We start from the raw sequence: 17,492 nt of genomic DNA, 5'->3' as shown, positions 1-17,492 counted from the left end.
GAATGTTTGCCGCGGTGGCAATGTATTGGAACAACAGAGATAGCAATGATGCAGGATTTGCGTCTGATATTAATCGTTGTTGGCGCGATCGCCATAATAGCGCTGTTATTGCACGGTCTGTGGACCAGTCGCAAAGAACGGTCAGCGCTCTTCCGCGATCGCCCAGCCAAACGTTCCCAAAAGGAACGTGAACAAACTCCGATCGACGATCTCGAAGAAGGCGTCGGTGAGGTGCGCGTACGCGCCGCTCACCCGCAAGACGAGCCGTCATTCGGCCATTTCGATGCCGCACGCGAAGAACCCGTGGCCGCGACGAAGCCTGCTCCGGCGGCTGCGCCAGCGCCCCGCGCCGTTCAACCGGCTGCCCATCAGACGCCGCCTCCGCTGTCTCAGCGGCCGGAGTATGATGACATCCTGCTGAACAACTACGCGCCGGACGAAGAACAGGCCGAGCCGCAGCAACCGCAACCGGCCGCGCGCCGTGAGCCGCGCGTCGACGATCTGCCGCATGAACATGAGGCGCCGCAGGGGGCGGAACCGGCATTCCACGCCGAGCCGGCCCCTGTGCAGCAAGCGCCGGAAGTGAAGCCGGCGCAGGAACCTGCACCGCAACCGGCGGCTGCGCCCATTCAGGCTAAACTGAAAGAGACCGTGCTGGTGCTGCACGTCGCGGCCCATCAGGGCGGCGTAATCGGCGGCGAAGTGCTGCTGCAGAGCGTGTTGCAGGCGGGCTTCCAGTTTGGCGAGATGGGCATCTTCCACCGTCATATCAGCCCGGCCGGCAGCGGCCCGGTGCTGTTCAGCCTGGCGAACATGGTCAAGCCGGGGTCGTTCGATCCTGACATGATGTCCGACTTCTCCACGCCGGGCGTGTCGATGTTCATGATGGTGCCGTCTTACGGCGACGCCAATCAGAACTTCAAGCTGATGCTGCAGTCGGCACAGCGCATCGCCGACGACGTGGGCGGCGTGGTGCTGGACGACGAGCGCCGCATGATGACGCCGCAGAAGCTGGAAACCTACAAAGCGCGTATCCGTGAAGTGTTGGAAAACAACGCCTGACCGGGTTGCCGCGCGCACTGAACATCCGTAACAACAAAGCCCCCGCTAGCCGGGGGTTTTTTATCTTTGATGGTGAGCCATGGAATCGATAATCCAACAAATCAATCAACTACGAGCCACACTGCGCCATCATGAATACCAGTACCATGTGCTGGATGCGCCGGAAGTGCCGGATGCGGAGTATGACCGCCTGATGCGCGAACTGCGCGAGCTGGAGAGCGCGCATCCGGAGTGGGTCACCGCCGATTCACCGACCCAGCGCGTGGGCGCGGCGCCGCTTGCGGCGTTCGACCAGGTGCGTCATGAAGTGCCGATGCTGTCGCTGGACAACGTGTTCGACGAAGAAAGCTTTCTGGCGTTTTACAAGCGCGTGCAGGATAGGCTCAAGAGCAGCGAACCGCTGACTTTCTGCTGCGAACTGAAGCTGGACGGCCTGGCGGTCAGCCTGCTGTACGAAGACGGCGAGCTGGTGCGCGCGGCGACGCGCGGCGACGGCACTACCGGCGAGAACATCACCACCAACGTGCGCACCATCCGCGCCATCCCGCTGCGCCTGACCGGCGACAACATTCCTCGCCGGCTGGAAGTGCGCGGCGAAGTGTTCATGCCGCAGGCCGGTTTTGAACAGATGAACGACGAAGCGAGGCGCAAAGACGGCAAGGTGTTCGCCAACCCGCGCAACGCTGCCGCCGGCTCGTTGCGCCAGCTCGATCCGCGCATTACCGCCAAACGCCCGCTGACCTTCTTCTGCTACGGCGTCGGCCTGCTGGAAGGCGGCGAGCTGCCGCGCAGCCACTTTGAGCGCCTGATGCAGTTCAAGGCCTGGGGCCTGCCGGTCAGCGATCGCGCCCAACGCCGCACCGGCAGCGAGGAAGTGCTGGCGTTTTATCGCCAGGTCGAGCAGGACCGCGCGCAGCTCGGTTTCGACATCGACGGCGTGGTGATCAAGATTGACGATATCGATCTGCAGGAAACGCTGGGATTTGTGGCGCGTGCGCCGCGCTGGGCGACGGCGTTCAAATTCCCGGCGCAGGAGCAGATCACCGTGGTGCGCGAAGTGGAGTTTCAGGTTGGCCGCACCGGCGCGATTACGCCGGTGGCGCGCCTTGAGCCGGTGCTGGTGGCCGGGGTGACCGTCAGCAATGCCACCTTGCACAACGCCGATGAAATTGAGCGCCTGGGGCTGCGCATCGGCGATACGGTGATCGTGCGCCGCGCCGGCGACGTCATCCCGCAGGTGGTGGGGGTGCTGGAAGATCGTCGGCCACAGGATGCGCGCGAAGTGGTGTTCCCGCTGCACTGCCCGGTGTGCGGCTCCGACGTTGAGCGCGTGGAAGGCGAAGCCGTGGCGCGCTGCACCGGCGGTCTTATCTGCGGCGCGCAGCGCAAAGAGGCGTTGAAGCACTTTGTTTCCCGCCGCGCGCTGGACGTTGAAGGCATGGGCGACAAGATCATCGAGCAACTGGTGGACAAAGAGTACGTGAAGAACCCGGCCGATCTGTTCCGCTTGTCCGCCGGCATTCTGACCGGCCTGGATCGCATGGGGCCGAAATCGGCGCAGAATCTGGTCAATGCGCTGGAAAAATCCAAACAGACCACCTTTGCTCGCTTCCTGTATGCGCTGGGCATTCGCGAGGTTGGCGAAGCGACCGCCGCCAACCTGGCGGCGCATTTCGGATCGCTCGAGAAGCTGTTCGCCGCCGATATCGAAGCGCTGAAAGAGGTGCCGGACGTCGGCGAAGTGGTGGCCAAACACACCCGCAATTTCCTCGATGAAGCGCTCAATCAGCAGGTGATCAACGAGCTGGTGGGCGCCGAAATCGGCATCCACTGGCCGGCGCCGGTGATGGTGGTGGCCGAAGAGATAGACAGCCCGTTCGCCGGCAAAACCGTGGTGCTGACCGGCTCGCTGAGCCAGCTGTCGCGCGACGAGGCCAAAGATCGCCTGACGGCGCTGGGCGCCAAGGTCAGCGGCAGCGTGTCGAAGAAAACCGATCTGGTGATCGCCGGCGAGGCGGCCGGCTCCAAGCTGGCGAAGGCGCAGGAGCTGGGTATCGCCGTGATCGACGAAGCGGAGATGATCCGCCTGCTGGGTGACTGATGGAAAAGGAAAACCTGCTGGAGATCGCCAATACCGTGATGCCGTTCGGCAAGTACCAGGGGCGGGTGCTGATCGACCTGCCCGAAGAGTACTTGCTGTGGTTCGCCCGCAAGGGCGAATTCCCCAAAGGCAAGCTCGGCATGCTGATGGAGATGACGCTGGCGATTAAAATCGAAGGGCTTGACCACCTGGTCAAGCCGCTGAAGAAAAGCTGAACTGACGGGCCTTGGCCCGTCTTTTTTTACCCGCGTGACGCCTGCGCGTTGGCGTTGGGCACCGCCTGTTGCGCCCGCTGCTTGCGCTGATACCTTTTCGCCAGCACCGCACAGGTCATCAGCTGCACCTGATGGAACACCATCAGCGGCAGCACCATGATCCCCACCGTTGCCGCCGGGAACAGGATATTGGCCATCGGAATGCCGTTCGCCAGGCTTTTCTTCGAACCGCAGAACACGATGGTGATCTCGTCCGCCTTGCTGAACCCCAGCCAGCGCGCCATGTAGGTGTTCACCACCAGCACGATCGCCAGCAGCACGATGCTGCCGCCGACGATAAACGCCAGCGAACCGATCCCCACCTGATGCCAGATGCCGTGCGTGACCGCCTCGCTGAAGGCGGCGTACACCACCAGCAGAATCGAGGTCTGGTCGGTTTTACCGATCAGCGGGCGATGGCGCTCGATCCAGCCGCCGATCAGCGGCCGCAGCAGGTGGCCGGCGACGAACGGCACCAGCAGCTGCAGCACGATCGAGCCCACCTGCCGCAGGCTGCCGGTATCGCCGTGCACGTTCATCAGCAGGCCGACCAACAGCGGTGACACGAAGATCCCCAGCAGGCTGGAGGCGGAAGCGCTGCACACCGCCGCCGCCACGTTGCCGCCCGCCAGCGAGGTGAAGGCGATGGCCGACTGCACGGTGGCGGGCAGGATGCACAGGTAGATGAAACCGGCGTGCAGCTCGGGGCTGACGTCGATCGGCGCCCACCAGGCGAACAACATCCCCAGCGCCGGAAAAATGATGAAGGTGCTGAACATCACCCACAAATGCAGCCGCCAGTTATTGCTGCCGGCCAGGATGGCCTCGCGCGACAGCTTGGCGCCGTGCATGAAGAACAGCAGGGCGATGGCGGCGATGGTCAGGGCATTGAGCCAGCCGACGAACTCGCCGCGCGCCGGCAGGAACGACGCCAGCAGCACGGTGGCGATCAGCGTCAGGGTAAAACGATCGGGCAGGAATCTCATGGCGATGCGCTCGGGTAGAAAATCGATGGGGCTATTCTCCCGCGTGGGCATATAATAATTAAATTGATTTATTTAATTTATCTATGAATAAAAAACATGAATTACTCACTCAAACAGCTGCGGGTGTTCGTCACTGTCGCCCGCCACGGCAGCTTCAGCCGCGCCGGTGAGGCGATTGGCCTGACGCAATCGGCGGTCAGCCACAGCGTGAAAGAGCTGGAGGCGGAGATCGGCGTGCGCCTGCTGGATCGCACCACGCGTGAAGTGGTGTTGACCGACGCCGGCCTGCGGCTGGCCAACCGGGTCGAACGGCTGCTGGACGAGCTGCAGGCCGCGTTGCTGGATGCGCGCAGCTTTGGCGTACAGCGCAGCGGCACGGTGCGGGTGGCGACCAGCCAGACCATTTCCGCCCATCTGATGCCGCAGTGCATCGCCGCCGGCGAGCGTGAATACCCGGAGATCCGCATCATGCTGCGCGATCAGGCGCAGCAGCAGGTACTGCACAGCGTGCGCAACGCCGAGGTGGATTTCGGCATCGTGGTCGATCCGGTGCAGGCGGTGGACCTGGAGTGCGAAGCGGTGCTGCATGAACCGTTCCTGCTGCTGTGCCGAGACGACCACCCGTTTGCTGCGCAGCAAGAGGTGCGTTGGTCGGCGTTAAACGGCTGCCGCCTGGTGTTACAGGATTATGCGTCGGGCAGCCGGCCGCTGATCGACAGCGCGCTGAGGCAGCAGGGCGTCGAGGCGCAGGTGGTGCAGGAAATCGGCCATCCGGCCACGCTGTTCCCGATGGTGGCGGAAGGGATTGGCATCAGTATCTTCCCGGCGTTGGCGCTGCCGCTACCGGAAGGGGGGCGGCTCCGGGTGCGGCGGCTGGTGCCGGAGATCAACCGCGCGCTGATGCTGGTGCGGCGCAAGAATCGCTCGCTGACGCCGGCGGCGGAGGCCATCTGGCAGGTCGCGCGTCAGCAGGCGGCGCTGCTGCACCAGCGCCGGCAGGAAAACGCGGCATATTGAGTCAGATATAGACGTCCACCGCGTTGAGCGGCGTCGGGCGGTTTACGCCGTCGCCGGCTTGCGCTGCGGCTTTCTTCATTTGCTCCTGCTGTTGCTTTTCCATCTCTTCTTTCTGGATGCGCGCGATCTCGGCCTGCAACATCTTGATCTGCGCTTCGATCAGCTGCTTTTGCTTCTCGATCTCTTTGGGATCGGCGCTGGAGTCTTTCAGTTCCACCAGCTTTTGCTGCAGAGCCTGAATCTGCCGGTTCAGCGCCTTGATGCGCACCGAGGCGCGGCTTTCGTTGAGATTAACCGGTTCGTCATTGCCGTTGGCGCGTTCGTTTTTCTCCATCTTGCCGCCTTGCGGCTGGTTGTTGACTGGTTTGGCCATCAGCAATTCGCCCTGATGGCCCGGCGCGCTGAAGACGTTGCTGACGCCGGGAACGGTATTTTTGATCGGTACGATCATGGTGATGGTGGTCGACATGGATGCTCTCCCTGAGTCTGGCTATCGCTGTTCAGGGTATCGGCAGCGGTGGCTAAATCTTTACCTGCCGCAGGTGAGGCCAGCGCTGCAGCCAGCCTTTGTCGAGCACGCGCTGGGCATAGGCCGTGCGATCGCCGTTTTTCACGTTGAAGGTGATGGTGTCGTCGAACAGCGCCGCGAGGCCGAAGGGGGCCACCAGCGTGATGCTGTCGTCGGCGTTCAGGCGCGCGCCGATCGCCGTTTCCACTTCGGTCCAGAAGCTGATGGCCTCTTCGCTGTCGCGATAGGGTTCCCGGCCGCCGCGCAGGTGCATGCGCGCCTGATTCTTGACCGACCACGGCTGCGGCAGCCATTGGTGCAGCCGCACCTCCAGCATGCGATCGCGCTCGGCGTCCGCACGCTGCGCATCGAAGTGGATCACGTCGATATCGTTGAGTGGCGTGGGCTCCTTATAGCCGTGGCGCCGATCCCACACCAGGTTGCGTACGAAGCCGGCGCCGAGGCACCAGTCATTCAGGCCGAGCCGGCGCACGGTGCGCAGGGCGGCCATGCGCGCGTCATCTTGTTGCAGCCAGTCGATAATTTGCCGTTGCGGATCCATCACCCCTCCTTTTTTCGCGGCTACTGTAACCCGAAGCGGCGGCGGGTGAAATGGGGGAAAGCGCGATGGCGGCGATCGCGTGCAAAATAATTTTCTTTTCCCACTGACTACACTTGGTGCAGGGCTTTTATCACGTCACTCGGGGCAAGGGAGGGGGCTATGTATCAGGCAACGGTGGGCCAACGCGGCTATCGCTTTGGCGATCTGCGTCAGCTGATGGCGAAGGCTTCGCCGGCGCGTTCCGGCGATTATCTGGCGGAGGTGGCGGCGCAAAGCGCCGAAGAGCGTATGGCGGCGCGCATTGTGCTGGCGGACTTGCCGCTCAAGGCGTTCCTGCAGCAGGCGCTGGTGCCCTACGAACAGGACGAGGTGACGCGCCTGATTATCGACGGCCACGATGGTGCGGCCTTTGAACCCATCTCGCACCTCACGGTCGGCGATTTTCGCGACTGGCTGCTGAGCGAGCAGGCGGACAGCGCCATGCTGGCGCAGGTGGCGGCCGGCATCACGCCGGAGATGGCGGCGGCAGTGAGCAAGATCATGCGCAATCAGGATCTGATCCTGGTGGCGAAGAAGTGCCGGGTGGTGACGCGCTTTCGCAATACGATTGGCCTGCCGGGCCACCTCAGCGTGCGGCTGCAGCCCAATCACCCGACCGACAGCCTGCAGGGCATCGCCGCCAGCATGCTGGACGGCCTGCTGTACGGCAGCGGCGACGCGGTGGTCGGCATCAATCCGGCCAGCGACAGCCTGCCGCTGCTGGAAAAGCTCAACTACATGCTGGACGACGTGATCCAGCGCTTCGCCATTCCCACCCAATCCTGCGTGCTGACCCACGTGACCAACACGCTGCGGCTGATGGAGCGCGGCGCGCCGGTGGATCTGGTGTTCCAGTCGATCGCCGGTACTGAAGCGGCCAATCGCGGTTTCGGTATCAGCTTGGCGCTGCTGGCGGAAGCGCAGCAGGCGGCGCTGAGCCTTAGGCGGGGCACGCTGGGCGACAACGTGATGTATTTCGAAACCGGGCAGGGCAGCTGCCTGTCGGCCAACGCCCATCACGGCGTCGATCAGCAAACCTGCGAGGCGCGCGCCTATGCGGTGGCGCGCCATTTCTCGCCGCTGCTGATCAACACCGTGGTGGGGTTTATCGGCCCCGAATACCTGTATGACGGCAAGCAAATTATCCGCGCCGGGCTGGAGGACCATTTCTGCGGCAAGCTGCTCGGCCTGCCGCTGGGCTGCGACGTCTGCTACACCAACCATGCCGAAGCCGATCAGGACGACATGGATACGCTGCTGACGCTGTTGGCCGCCGCTGGCTTGACGTTCCTGATCGGCGTGCCGGGCGCGGACGACATCATGCTCAACTACCAAAGCACGTCGTTCCATGACGCGCTCTATATCCGCGAGCTGCTGGGGCTGAAGCACGCGCCGGAGTTCGCCGCCTGGCTGGCGGCGATGAACATCACCGACGAACGCGGGCGGCTGCGCGACGCCGCTGCCAATCATCCGCTGTTGCTGGCGCTGCAGGGAGAACGCACATGAGCAAACCGGTTCACGCCAACAGCTGGGACGCGCTGCGCGCCTTTACCGATGCGCGTATCGCGCTGGGGCGCACCGGCGCCAGCCTGCCGACCGACGAGCTGCTGCGCTTCGGGCTGGCCCATGCCCAGGCGCGCGACGCGGTGCATCAGCCTTTCGACAGCGAGCGGCTGGCGGCGGATCTCCACGATGCCGGTTGGCCCACGCTGGCGGTACATAGCCAGGCCGCCGACCGCGCCGCCTATCTGCGCCGACCGGATCTGGGGCGGCGATTAGCGCTGGACAGCCGCAGCCTGCTGCTCGGCGTGCCATCGCACCGCGTCGATCTGCTGCTGATAGTGGCGGACGGCCTTTCCTCCAAGGCGGTGCACCGCCAGGCACTGCCGCTGCTGCAGGCGCTGCGGCCCTATCTCGATACGCTGGGGCTGACCGTTGCGCCGGTGGTGCTGGCGCATCAGGCGCGGGTGGCGCTGGGGGATGAGATCGGCGAATGCCTGCAGGCCAGGGCGGTGGCGGTTTTGATCGGCGAACGGCCGGGGCTGTCGTCGCCGGACAGCCTGGGCGTCTATTTGACCTGGGGGCCGAATGCGCGCAGAACGGACGCCCAGCGCAACTGTATCTCCAACGTGCGCCCCGAGGGGTTGGATTACCCGCAGGCGGCGTTCCGCCTGGCCTGGCTGCTGGAGCAGGCGTTCCTGCGGCGGCTGAGCGGCATCGAGCTGAAGGACGAGAGCGACAACCCGGCGCTGCACGGCCGGGTGACGCCGCTTTATCCCCAGCTGGGCGGTTGACCGATAGTTTGCTGCAGCAGGGCGGTGAAGGCCGCCAGCCGGGCGGACACCTTCGCCATCGGGCGCAGCAGATAGATACCTTGCTGCTCATGGCGCGGATCTTCCAGCATTTGCACCAGTTGCCCGTGCTGCACGTCCGGCCCCACCACCCAGTTGGGCAGAAAGGCGATGCCGAGGCCGAGCAGCGCGGCCTGGCGCTGTGCGGTGAAGTCGTCGCAGCGCAGCGCCATGGTGCAGCGGCTCATCAGCGCTGCGTCGAGGATCTGGGCCCAGCAGGCCGGCTGCTGCTTGTGATAACGGGCGATCAGCCGATGCTGCGGCAGCGCCTCCAGATCGGCCGGCAGGCCATAGCGGGCGACGTAGGCGGGGCTGGCGCACATCACCCAGCGTTGGGTGGCGATGCGACTGGCATACAGCGCGCTGTCCTTCTGCTCGCCGATGCGGAGGGCGGCGTCGAGCCGTTCCTGCGTCGGATCGGTCAGGCGTTCGGTCAGATCGAGGTCGACCGACAGCTGCGGGTAGCGTTCCGCCAGCGTCGGCAGCAGCGGCAGCACATAGGTTTTGCCGAAGGTCGGCAGGCAGCTGATGCGCAGCGTGCCCTGCGGCGTTTCGTTCAGCGCGCTCAGCTCGGCGCGAAGGCCGGTAATGTCCGTCATCAGCGCGGCGGCGCGCGTCAGCAGCAGCTCGCCGGCGTCGGTCAGCAGCAGGCCACGGGTGGAGCGCACGAACAGCGCGGCGCCGAGCGCGCTTTCCAAGGCGTCGATGTGGCGCACCAGCGAAGAGGGCACCATGCCCAGCCGGCGCGCGGCGGCGGAAAAGCTGCCCAGGCGGGCGACGTCGAGAAAAATTGGCAGGTGTTCAACATAGCGTGCGTCATTCATTTTTGCATTATATGCAAAAGCGTTTCTTATGAATACCTGCTTCTCTGCCGACGGCGCGGCGGCTACTCTGGCTGCGGGTTGACGACGCGCCTCAGCGCCGTCTCATCCCGGCCGCATAGAGAGAAAACGCATAAACCTCGCGGCGCTTAGTTCTAAATAACAGATGTTTTTCCCAGGCCGCGCGAGCCGCCTGCGGAGTTGATTGTCGCTCCAACACCAGATTAACCGTTCAATTTGATATTCGAGTCAGCATTAATGATTAGTAAGTCTTTACTTTCAATCATCATGCTGTTGACTCTGGATATCTGCCGGCCAGCCGTGCCGGTTTTTTTGTCGCCTCAGGCTGAATCGTTCCAACTGATGAACGCGCCTTGGGGGGCATCTTGGCCCACCGTCGGTGGGTCTTTTGAACGCGCGGAACCGCGGTTCCGCGCTGGTGGAGGAGTCAGTCATGAACGAAAAACACGGGTGTTCCTGTGCGCGCCATTTGGCGCAGGGTTTTGCCAGGCAGTCGATCAATGCCGGGGAGGGCGAAATCTATCAAATCTCGCTGATGAGCGCGCTCATCGACGGGGTTTACGAGGGGGAGACCACCATTGCCGAACTGCTCAAGCACGGCGATTTCGGCCTCGGCACCTTCAATCATCTGGACGGCGAATTGATCGCTTTCGACCAGGAAATACACCAGCTGCGCGCCGACGGCAGCGCCCGGCCGGCCGGCCTGCAACAGCAAACCCCCTTCGCCGTCGTCACCTTTTTCCAGCCCAGCGTCAGCCAGCAGTTCGACCGGCCGATCACCAAGGCGCAGCTGCACCAGTGCATCGACGAGCAGGTCGCCTCGCCGAACCTGTTTTGCGCGGTGCGGGTCGACGGCGAGTTCAGCCACGTGGAAACCCGTACCGTGCCGCGCCAGGAGCGGCCCTATCGCCCGATGCTGGAGGCGATAGAAGAGCAGCCGACCTTCTCGTTCCATCAGCGGCGCGGCACGCTGGTTGGTTTCCGCTCGCCGGATTACATGCAGGGCATCGGCGTGGCCGGCTATCACGAACACTTCGTTACCGACGACCGCAGCGGCGGCGGCCACGTGCTGGACTACCAGCTCGATCATGGCCGCCTGCAGTTCGGCGTCATCACGCGTCTCAATCTTCAGTTACCGCATGATGCGGATTTCTTGCGCGCCAACCTCTGTCCAGAGGATTTGGATCGCGCGATTCGTTCCGCCGAGGGCTAACCCCGGCGATCGTTTTCTTAGGAGGTGGAACCATGGCACAGGAAAAAACAGGCAATGACTGGCAATGCGGCGCCGATTTGGTGGTGAAAAATCTGGAAGCGCAGGGCGTCAAACACGTTTTCGGCATTCCGGGCGCCAAGATCGACCGGGTGTTCGACTCGCTGGAGGACGCGCCATCGATCGAAACGGTGGTGGTGCGGCATGAGGCCAACGCAGCCTTTATGGCGGCGGCGGTCGGCCGCTTGACCGGTAAGGCCGGGGTGGCACTGGTCACCTCCGGGCCGGGCAGCTCCAACCTGATCACCGGGCTGGCCACCGCCACATCGGAAGGGGACGCGGTGGTGGCCTTCGGCGGGGCGGTGAAGCGTGCCGACAGCCTGAAACAGACGCACCAGAGCATGGATACCGTCAGCATGTTCCGGCCGGTGACCAAGTATTGCGCCGAAGTGCATGCCGGTTCGGCGATTTCCGAGGTGATCGCCAACGCCTTTCGCCGCGCCGAGTTCGGCCGGCCGGGGGCCTCGTTCGTCAGCCTGCCGATGGATATCGTCAATGAACCGGTCAGCGCGCCGGTGCTGGCCGGCTGCCGCTTGCCGCGTATGGGGGCCGCGGCGGCGGACGACATTCAGGCGGCGGTGAAACTGATCCGGCAGGCCAAATGCCCGGTATTGCTGCTCGGTTTGCAGGCCAGCCGGCCGGAGAACAGCGAAGCGGTGCGCCATCTGCTGTATCGCACCCATATGCCGGTGGTCGGCACCTATCAGGCGGCCGGGGTGATCGACGTCAACCACTTCGCCCGTTTTGCCGGCCGCGTCGGCCTGTTCAACAACCAGCCAGCCGATCAGCTGTTGCAGAAGGCCGATCTGGTGGTGAGCGTCGGTTATGATCCGATCGAATACGATCCCTGCATGTGGAACAGCCACGGGCGGCTGAAACTGGTGCACATCGACGTGCTGCCGGCGGATATCGATACCTGCTATCGGCCGGATGTCGAGCTGGTGGGCAACATCAGCGCCACGTTGAACATGATGACCGAAACGTTCACTGAGGCGGTCTGCGTGCCGCCGGAGGTGGAGCTGATCCTCACCGATCTCGGCCGCCAGCGCACTGAACTGGCGGAGCGCGCCGCCCGCCGCGGCGGCATGCCGATCCACCCGCTGCGCATCGTCAAGGAGCTGCAGGACATCGTCAGCGACGACGTGACCCTGTGCGTGGACATGGGCAGCTTCCATATCTGGATCGCCCGCTACCTGTACAGCTTCCGCGCCCGCCAGCTGTTGATCTCCAACGGCCAGCAAACCATGGGGGTGGCGCTGCCGTGGGCCATCGGCGCGGCGCTGGTGCGCCCCGGCGATAAAGTGGTGTCTATCTCCGGCGACGGCGGATTCATGCAGTCGAGCATGGAGCTGGAGACTGCGGTGCGGCTGAAAAACAACATCGTGCACGTCATCTGGGTCGATAATGCCTACAACATGGTGGAGATGCAGGAAGTGAACAAATACCAGCGTAAATCCGGCGTGGAGTTTGGGCCGATTGACTTCAAGGCTTACGCGGAATCCTGCGGTGCGGTCGGTTTCGCCGTGCAGTCGGTGGACGATCTGCGGCCGATGCTGCGCAAGGCGATGGCGATCCAGGGGCCGGTGGTGGTGGCCATTCCGGTCGACTATGCCGACAACTATAAGCTGATGGCGCAGATGAACTTCAGCCAGATGATTTAATTTCATCATCGCGCGATTTCACCGGGGCAGGCCGCTTGCGCGCCTGCCCGTTTTTATGCGCGGATTTTGTCCTTTACATCGCTAACTGCATGATTTATTGCTATCCGTTGGGCTGTTTTTTCACCACTGGGGATAGCGCAATGAAAAGAAAAGCAATAACGATCGGGCTGCTGGCGTTGGCGATTGCCGGCGGCGCGCGTGCCAAGACGCTGGTCTACTGTTCCGAAGGCTCGCCGGAAGGCTTCAACCCGCAGCTGTTCACCTCCGGCACCACGGTGGACGCCAGTTCGGCGGCGATCTACAACCGGCTGGTGGACTTCAAACCCGGCACCGTCGAGCTGCAACCCAGCCTGGCGGAAAGCTGGGAGGTGAGTGAAGACGGCAAGCGCTATACCTTCCACCTGCGCAAGGGCGTGGCATTCCAGAGCAATAAATATTTCACGCCCACCCGCGATTTCAACGCCGATGACGTCATCTTCTCGTTTATGCGGCAGAAGGACGCCAACAACCCGTATCACAAGGTCTCCAACGGCGCCTACACCAACTTCGAGTCGATGGAGTTCGGCACGCTGATCGACCGGATCGTCAAGGTGGACGATTACACCGTGCGCTTTGAGCTCTCCCGCGCCGAGGCGCCGTTCGTCGCCGATCTGGGCATGTACTTCGCCACCCTATTATCGGCGGAATATGCCGAGGCGATGCTGAAGGCCGGCACGCCGCAGCGGGTGGACAACGATCCGATCGGCACCGGGCCGTTCCAACTGGTGCAGTACCAGAAGGACGCGAAAATCCTCTACAAGGCGTTCGATCGTTACTGGGAAGGCAAACCGAAGATCGACCGGCTGGTGTTTTCGATCACGCCGGATGCGACGGTGCGTTACGCCAAGCTGCAAAAGAACGAGTGCCAGGTGATGCCGTTCCCCAACCCGGCGGATCTGGCGCGCATGCGGCAGGACGGCAACCTTCAGGTGATGGAAAAATCCGGCTTGAATATCGGCTTCCTGGCGTTCAATACCCAGAAAAAACCGTTGGATAACGTCAAGGTACGCCAGGCGTTGGCGCTGGCGGTCAACAAGCCGGCGATCATCGAGGCGGTGTTCCACGGCGCCGGCCAGCCGGCCAAGAATCTGCTGCCGCCGACCCAGTGGGGCAGCAACGCGCAGCTTGAAGACTACCCGTATTCGCCGGAGCGGGCGAAGCAGCTGTTGCAGGAGGCCGGGCTGGGGCAGGGGTTTGACATCGATCTGTGGGCGATGCCGGTGCAGCGGCCTTACAACCCCAACGCCAAACGCATGGCGGAGATGATCCAGGCCGACTGGGCTAAAATCGGCGTGCGTGCCAAAATCGTCACCTTCGAGTGGGGCGAATATTTGCAGCGGATTAAAAACGGCGAGCACCAGACCGCGCTGATGGGCTGGACCACCGCCAACGGCGATCCGGACAACTTCTTCGGCCCGCTGTTCACCTGCGCTTCGCTCGGCGGCTCCAACTCGGCGAAATGGTGCTACAAACCGTTCGACCAGCTGATCCTGCAGGCGCGCGAGGAGAACGATCACGCCAAGCGGGTGGCGATGTACCAGCAGGCGCAGGTGATGATGCACGATCAGATGCCGGCGCTGATGATCGCGCACTCGACCATTTTCGAACCGGTGCGCAAGGAAGTGAAAGGCTACGAAATAGACCCGTTCGGCAAACACATCTTCAAGCAGGTGTCGCTGGAGAAGTAACGAAAAGGCCGGGTTACCCCGGCCTTTTTCATGCCTGCGGCGCGTCGCAGTGGTAGCGGCCGCGCGGGATCACCAGCGGCGTGTGGGACAGCGGATCGTCGATGATCATACACGGCATGCCGAACACCCGTTCCACCAGCTCGGCGGTGATGATTTCCGCCGGGTTCCCCTCCGCCACGATCTTGCCGTCGCGCATGGCGATGATGTGATCGGCATAGCGGCAGGCGTGGTTGAGATCGTGCAGCACCGCGATGAGGGTTTGGCCGTGCTCGCGGTTGAGCTGGCGGAACAGATCCAGCAGCTCGATTTGGTGCGCGATGTCCAGATAGGTGGTCGGTTCATCCAGCAGCAGCAGCGGCGTTTGCTGCGCCAACGCCATCGCCACCCAGACGCGCTGGCGCTGCCCGCCGGACAGCTCGTCGACGCTGCGATCCGCCAACTGGCTGACGTTGGTGGCCGCCATGGCGGCTTCCACCGCCTGTTTGTCGGCCTGCGTCCACTGTTTCAGCAGGCTTTGGTGCGGATAGCGGCCGCGCGACACCAGGTCTGCCACGGTAATGCTGTCCGGTGCGATCGAGGTTTGCGGCAGCAGGCCAAGCTCGCGCGCCAGCGCCTTGGTGGCGAAGTTGCTGATATTCTTGCCGTCCAGCATCACCTCGCCGGCGCTGGGCTTCAGCAGGCGGCACAGGGCGCGCAGCAGCGTCGATTTGCCGCAGGCGTTCGGCCCGACGATCACCGTGAAGGCGCCGTCGGGGATCGCCACGCTCAGATCGTCAGCGATGATTTTATTGTCGTAGCCCAGCTTCAGGTGCGAGGCGTGCAGGCGGTGGCTCATGGCGTTATCACTTTTCATTATCTGCGGGCCTCACGGATGAGCAGCCAAATCAGGTACAGGCCGCCGATGCAGACGGTCACGACCCCGACCGGCAGTTGGATCGGCGCAAAAAGATGTTGGGACACCACGTCGGCGCCGAGCAGCAGCGTCGCGCCCATCAGCGCCGAGGACGTCAGGGTGACCGAGGATTGTCCGGCCAGGCGGCGGGCGATCTGCGGTGCCGCCAGCGCGATAAAGGAAATCGGCCCGGCGGTGGCGGTGACGGCGGCGGTGAGGGTGACGCCGAACAGCATCAGCCACAGCCGGCTGCCTTCGGCGTTCACGCCCAGTGCGCGCGCCGTATCATCGCCCATTTCCAACAGCTGCAGCCGTTTGCCCATCAGCAGCGCGGCCGCGGCCGCCAGCACGATGAACGCCGTGGCGGGCTGGGCTTTCTGCCAGGTCATGCCGTTGAGCGAACCGGCCTGCCACATGGCGGCGTCCATGGCGCGCTCGAGCGAGGCGGTGATGATCAGCCAGGTATTGGTGGAGACCAGCACCGCGCTGATGGCGATGCCGACGATGATCAGCCGGAAGCCGGCGATGCCTTGCCGCCAGGCCAGCAGATAGATGGCCAGCGCGGCGAGAATGCCGCCGGCCAGCGCACCGCCGGCGATGTAGTAATAGCCGCCGTTGAACAGGGTGATGGCGATCAGCGCGCCGGTATAAGCCCCCATGTTAAAGCCAATCACGTCTGGGCTGCCGAGCGGGTTGCGGATAATCGACTGGAAGATGGCGCCGCTCATGCCGAGCGCGGCACCTAACAACAGCGCCATGGCGATACGCGGCAGGCGCCATTGGGTGACCACGGTGACCAGGTTTTTCGGCGCCTCGCCGCTAAGCGCGGCAAAGACCTGTTCCAGCGAAAGCTGCAGCGTGCCGTAGCACAGCGCGGCAACGGCCATCGCCAGGCACAACGCCAGCAACGAAAGATTGACCAACAGCAGGCGCAGCGGCACGCGCCAGTTGATGACGCCGTCCGGGCGGCCGATATGCAGCGTGTGCGGCAGACTCATCACAGACCCCCCAGCGTTTTCTTGCGGCGCACCAGCCAGATCAGCACCGGCGCGCCGATGAAGGCCGCCACGATGGAAACCCGCAGTTCACCGGCCGCCAGCAGACGGCCGACCACGTCGGCGCACAACAGTAAAATCGGCGCCAGCAGCATGGAGTAGGGCAGGATCCAGCGCTGATCGGGGCCGACCCACCAGCGGGCGATATGCGGCACCATCAGGCCGATGAAACTGATTGGACCGACGGTGGCGGTTGCCGCGCCGCACAGCAGCGTGATGGCGATCACCGCGATGACCTGAGTCAGCACCACGCGCGCGCCGAGCGCGATAGCCAGATCTTCTCCCATACCGATGGTATTCAGCGGCCGGGCGATGAGCAGCGTCAGCAGGCAGCCGAGCAAAATGGCGGGGGCGGTAACCGGCAGCGTGGACAGCGTGCGGATATCCAGCGTGCCGGCCTGCCAGAAGCGCAGTTGGTCGAAGGTTTGCGGATCGATCAGCGACAGCCCGGTGGTGATGCCGATCAGCACCGCGCCGATCGCCACGCCGGCCAGCGTCAGCCGCACCGGGTTGATGCGCCCGCCCGCCAGCGTGCCGATCAGGTAGACCAGCAGGGTGGTGAGGGCAGCGCCGACGAAGGCATAGGCCATATAGCTTTCAGTGGTGGCCGCGCCGAAAAACATGATGCCGATGACCACGGCGAAGCTGGCGCCGGCGTTGATGCCGAGCACGCCGGGATCGGCCAGCGGATTACGCGTCAACGCCTGAATCAGCGCGCCGGCGGCGCCGAGCGCCATGCCGGCCAAAATGCCTGCCAGCGTACGGGGCACCCGGGCGTTGAGAATGATGGTGCTGTCGGAACCGCTCGCGGCGCCCTGCAGGCTGAGCCAGACGGTATGGAAGGGGATGGCTTTGGAACCCAGCATCAGGCTGGCAATGATGCACAGCAGCAACAGCGCCAAGCCGATACCGAACCCGGCGATGCGTTTGAAGCCACTGGCGTAAGCTGCGTGCGGTGCGGACGAAAGCGTCCGCTCAGTCGGAGTGGGTACGTTCACACCGGTAACTCCTGTATGATTTTTATTCTCATTGTTATTTGCGTTCATGCGGGCGCTAATAGTAGCACGAGTTTACGCCCGCATGCACCCGCCGGTTGGTGGCGCAGGTGCGTTGACGATGTTAATAACTATTGATATTTCAATTGATTGAATGTGAACGATTGCCC

At 63.5% G+C, this 17,492-nt stretch carries 16 protein-coding genes; 9 read left to right on the top strand and 7 right to left on the bottom strand.

Annotated features, from left to right (window positions below):
- The first annotated feature begins 45 nt into the window (after window positions 1-45).
- The 3 genes from zipA to QDT79_RS22015 all read left to right on the top strand — a co-directional run bounded on the left by zipA (window position 46) and on the right by QDT79_RS22015 (window position 3,378).
- Window positions 46-1,062: a cell division protein ZipA gene (gene zipA / locus QDT79_RS22025; RefSeq protein WP_107227564.1), complete on the top strand. Its 1,017-nt coding sequence runs from the start codon at window positions 46-48 to the stop codon at window positions 1,060-1,062.
- Window positions 1,063-1,141: 79 nt separating this feature from the next.
- The gene (gene ligA, locus QDT79_RS22020) at window positions 1,142-3,163 is read left to right on the top strand and encodes an NAD-dependent DNA ligase LigA (protein WP_107227565.1); all 2,022 of its coding nucleotides are present in this window, start codon (window positions 1,142-1,144) and stop codon (window positions 3,161-3,163) included.
- The gene (locus tag QDT79_RS22015; RefSeq protein ID WP_004936441.1) at window positions 3,163-3,378 is read left to right on the top strand and encodes a DUF3820 family protein; all 216 of its coding nucleotides are present in this window, start codon (window positions 3,163-3,165) and stop codon (window positions 3,376-3,378) included. The genes ligA and QDT79_RS22015 overlap by 1 nt, the downstream gene beginning before the upstream one ends.
- A gap of 26 nt (window positions 3,379-3,404) precedes the next feature.
- Here QDT79_RS22015 and QDT79_RS22010 read toward each other — a convergent pair whose 3' ends face one another.
- Window positions 3,405-4,403 (bottom strand): bile acid:sodium symporter family protein, encoded by a 999-nt coding sequence (locus QDT79_RS22010; protein ID WP_308317065.1) that lies wholly within the window; start codon window positions 4,401-4,403, stop codon window positions 3,405-3,407.
- Between the two features lie 96 nt (window positions 4,404-4,499).
- On the opposite strand from QDT79_RS22010, the gene QDT79_RS22005 reads away from it, so the two are divergent.
- The gene (locus tag QDT79_RS22005; protein WP_063988902.1) at window positions 4,500-5,420 is read left to right on the top strand and encodes a LysR family transcriptional regulator; all 921 of its coding nucleotides are present in this window, start codon (window positions 4,500-4,502) and stop codon (window positions 5,418-5,420) included.
- Between the two features lies 1 nt (window position 5,421).
- Here QDT79_RS22005 and QDT79_RS22000 read toward each other — a convergent pair whose 3' ends face one another.
- Window positions 5,422-5,889, bottom strand: coding sequence for a FlxA-like family protein (locus QDT79_RS22000; protein WP_063988903.1), 468 nt, complete (start codon window positions 5,887-5,889; stop codon window positions 5,422-5,424).
- Window positions 5,890-5,941: 52 nt separating this feature from the next.
- A complete protein-coding gene (locus QDT79_RS21995; protein WP_107227566.1) occupies window positions 5,942-6,490 on the bottom strand; it encodes a nucleotidyltransferase family protein in 549 nt (182 codons plus the stop codon).
- A 159-nt stretch (window positions 6,491-6,649) separates the two neighbouring features.
- On the opposite strand from QDT79_RS21995, the gene QDT79_RS21990 reads away from it, so the two are divergent.
- Entirely contained in the window at window positions 6,650-8,035 is a 1,386-nt protein-coding gene (locus QDT79_RS21990; protein ID WP_063988905.1) for an ethanolamine ammonia-lyase subunit EutB, read from the top strand.
- On the top strand, window positions 8,032-8,823 hold the full coding sequence (gene eutC / locus QDT79_RS21985) for an ethanolamine ammonia-lyase subunit EutC (RefSeq protein WP_107227567.1): 792 nt from the start codon (window positions 8,032-8,034) through the stop codon (window positions 8,821-8,823). Before QDT79_RS21990 ends, eutC begins: the two co-directional genes overlap by 4 nt.
- Here eutC and QDT79_RS21980 read toward each other — a convergent pair.
- Window positions 8,802-9,704: a LysR family transcriptional regulator gene (locus QDT79_RS21980; protein WP_107227568.1), complete on the bottom strand. Its 903-nt coding sequence runs from the start codon at window positions 9,702-9,704 to the stop codon at window positions 8,802-8,804. The two genes, eutC and QDT79_RS21980, sit on opposite strands and share 22 nt — an antisense overlap.
- Before the next feature lie 451 nt (window positions 9,705-10,155).
- Between QDT79_RS21980 and budA the strand changes: the two genes are divergently transcribed.
- The 3 genes from budA to QDT79_RS21965 all read left to right on the top strand — a co-directional run bounded on the left by budA (window position 10,156) and on the right by QDT79_RS21965 (window position 14,380).
- Window positions 10,156-10,935, top strand: coding sequence for an acetolactate decarboxylase (gene budA, locus QDT79_RS21975; protein WP_063988908.1), 780 nt, complete (start codon window positions 10,156-10,158; stop codon window positions 10,933-10,935).
- A gap of 32 nt (window positions 10,936-10,967) precedes the next feature.
- Window positions 10,968-12,653, top strand: coding sequence for an acetolactate synthase AlsS (gene alsS / locus QDT79_RS21970; RefSeq protein ID WP_033635442.1), 1,686 nt, complete (start codon window positions 10,968-10,970; stop codon window positions 12,651-12,653).
- A gap of 140 nt (window positions 12,654-12,793) precedes the next feature.
- Window positions 12,794-14,380: an ABC transporter substrate-binding protein gene (locus QDT79_RS21965; protein ID WP_308317064.1), complete on the top strand. Its 1,587-nt coding sequence runs from the start codon at window positions 12,794-12,796 to the stop codon at window positions 14,378-14,380.
- 28 nt (window positions 14,381-14,408) lie between these two features.
- Here the strand turns inward: QDT79_RS21965 and QDT79_RS21960 are convergent, their stop codons facing one another.
- The 3 genes from QDT79_RS21960 to fepD are packed head-to-tail and all read right to left on the bottom strand — an operon-like array spanning window position 14,409 to window position 17,325.
- Entirely contained in the window at window positions 14,409-15,215 is an 807-nt protein-coding gene (locus QDT79_RS21960) for an ABC transporter ATP-binding protein (RefSeq protein ID WP_107227649.1), read from the bottom strand.
- A gap of 17 nt (window positions 15,216-15,232) precedes the next feature.
- Window positions 15,233-16,270 (bottom strand): iron-enterobactin ABC transporter permease, encoded by a 1,038-nt coding sequence (gene fepG, locus QDT79_RS21955; RefSeq protein WP_063988910.1) that lies wholly within the window; start codon window positions 16,268-16,270, stop codon window positions 15,233-15,235.
- Complete coding sequence (gene fepD, locus QDT79_RS21950; protein ID WP_063988911.1) at window positions 16,270-17,325, bottom strand: Fe(3+)-siderophore ABC transporter permease; 1,056 nt, start codon at window positions 17,323-17,325, stop codon at window positions 16,270-16,272. The genes fepG and fepD overlap by 1 nt, the downstream gene beginning before the upstream one ends.
- Window positions 17,326-17,492: the final 167 nt, after the last annotated feature.

Source organism: Serratia marcescens, assembly GCF_029846115.1.
Taxonomy (GTDB): Bacteria; Pseudomonadota; Gammaproteobacteria; order Enterobacterales; family Enterobacteriaceae; genus Serratia; species Serratia marcescens_L.
The sequence above is the reverse complement of the archived record's forward strand: the minus strand, read 5'-3'. Positions and strand labels throughout refer to the sequence as shown.

Bases quoted from the DNA above. Each gene is read 5' to 3' on its own strand.
- QDT79_RS21980 (WP_107227568.1), bottom strand. From the start codon at position 9,704: ATGAATGACGCACGCTATGTTGAACACCTGCCAATTTTTCTCGACGTC.
- alsS (WP_033635442.1), top strand. From the start codon at position 10,968: ATGGCACAGGAAAAAACAGGCAATGACTGGCAATGCGGCGCCGATTTG.
- QDT79_RS21995 (WP_107227566.1), bottom strand. From the start codon at position 6,490: ATGGATCCGCAACGGCAAATTATCGACTGGCTGCAACAAGATGACGCG.
- QDT79_RS21960 (WP_107227649.1), bottom strand. From the start codon at position 15,215: ATGAGCCACCGCCTGCACGCCTCGCACCTGAAGCTGGGCTACGACAAT.
- budA (WP_063988908.1), top strand. From the start codon at position 10,156: ATGAACGAAAAACACGGGTGTTCCTGTGCGCGCCATTTGGCGCAGGGT.
- fepG (WP_063988910.1), bottom strand. From the start codon at position 16,270: ATGAGTCTGCCGCACACGCTGCATATCGGCCGCCCGGACGGCGTCATC.
- QDT79_RS22005 (WP_063988902.1), top strand. From the start codon at position 4,500: ATGAATTACTCACTCAAACAGCTGCGGGTGTTCGTCACTGTCGCCCGC.
- ligA (WP_107227565.1), top strand. From the start codon at position 1,142: ATGGAATCGATAATCCAACAAATCAATCAACTACGAGCCACACTGCGC.
- QDT79_RS22015 (WP_004936441.1), top strand. From the start codon at position 3,163: ATGGAAAAGGAAAACCTGCTGGAGATCGCCAATACCGTGATGCCGTTC.
- QDT79_RS22010 (WP_308317065.1), bottom strand. From the start codon at position 4,403: ATGAGATTCCTGCCCGATCGTTTTACCCTGACGCTGATCGCCACCGTG.
- QDT79_RS21990 (WP_063988905.1), top strand. From the start codon at position 6,650: ATGTATCAGGCAACGGTGGGCCAACGCGGCTATCGCTTTGGCGATCTG.
- zipA (WP_107227564.1), top strand. From the start codon at position 46: ATGATGCAGGATTTGCGTCTGATATTAATCGTTGTTGGCGCGATCGCC.
- eutC (WP_107227567.1), top strand. From the start codon at position 8,032: ATGAGCAAACCGGTTCACGCCAACAGCTGGGACGCGCTGCGCGCCTTT.
- QDT79_RS21965 (WP_308317064.1), top strand. From the start codon at position 12,794: ATGAAAAGAAAAGCAATAACGATCGGGCTGCTGGCGTTGGCGATTGCC.
- QDT79_RS22000 (WP_063988903.1), bottom strand. From the start codon at position 5,889: ATGTCGACCACCATCACCATGATCGTACCGATCAAAAATACCGTTCCC.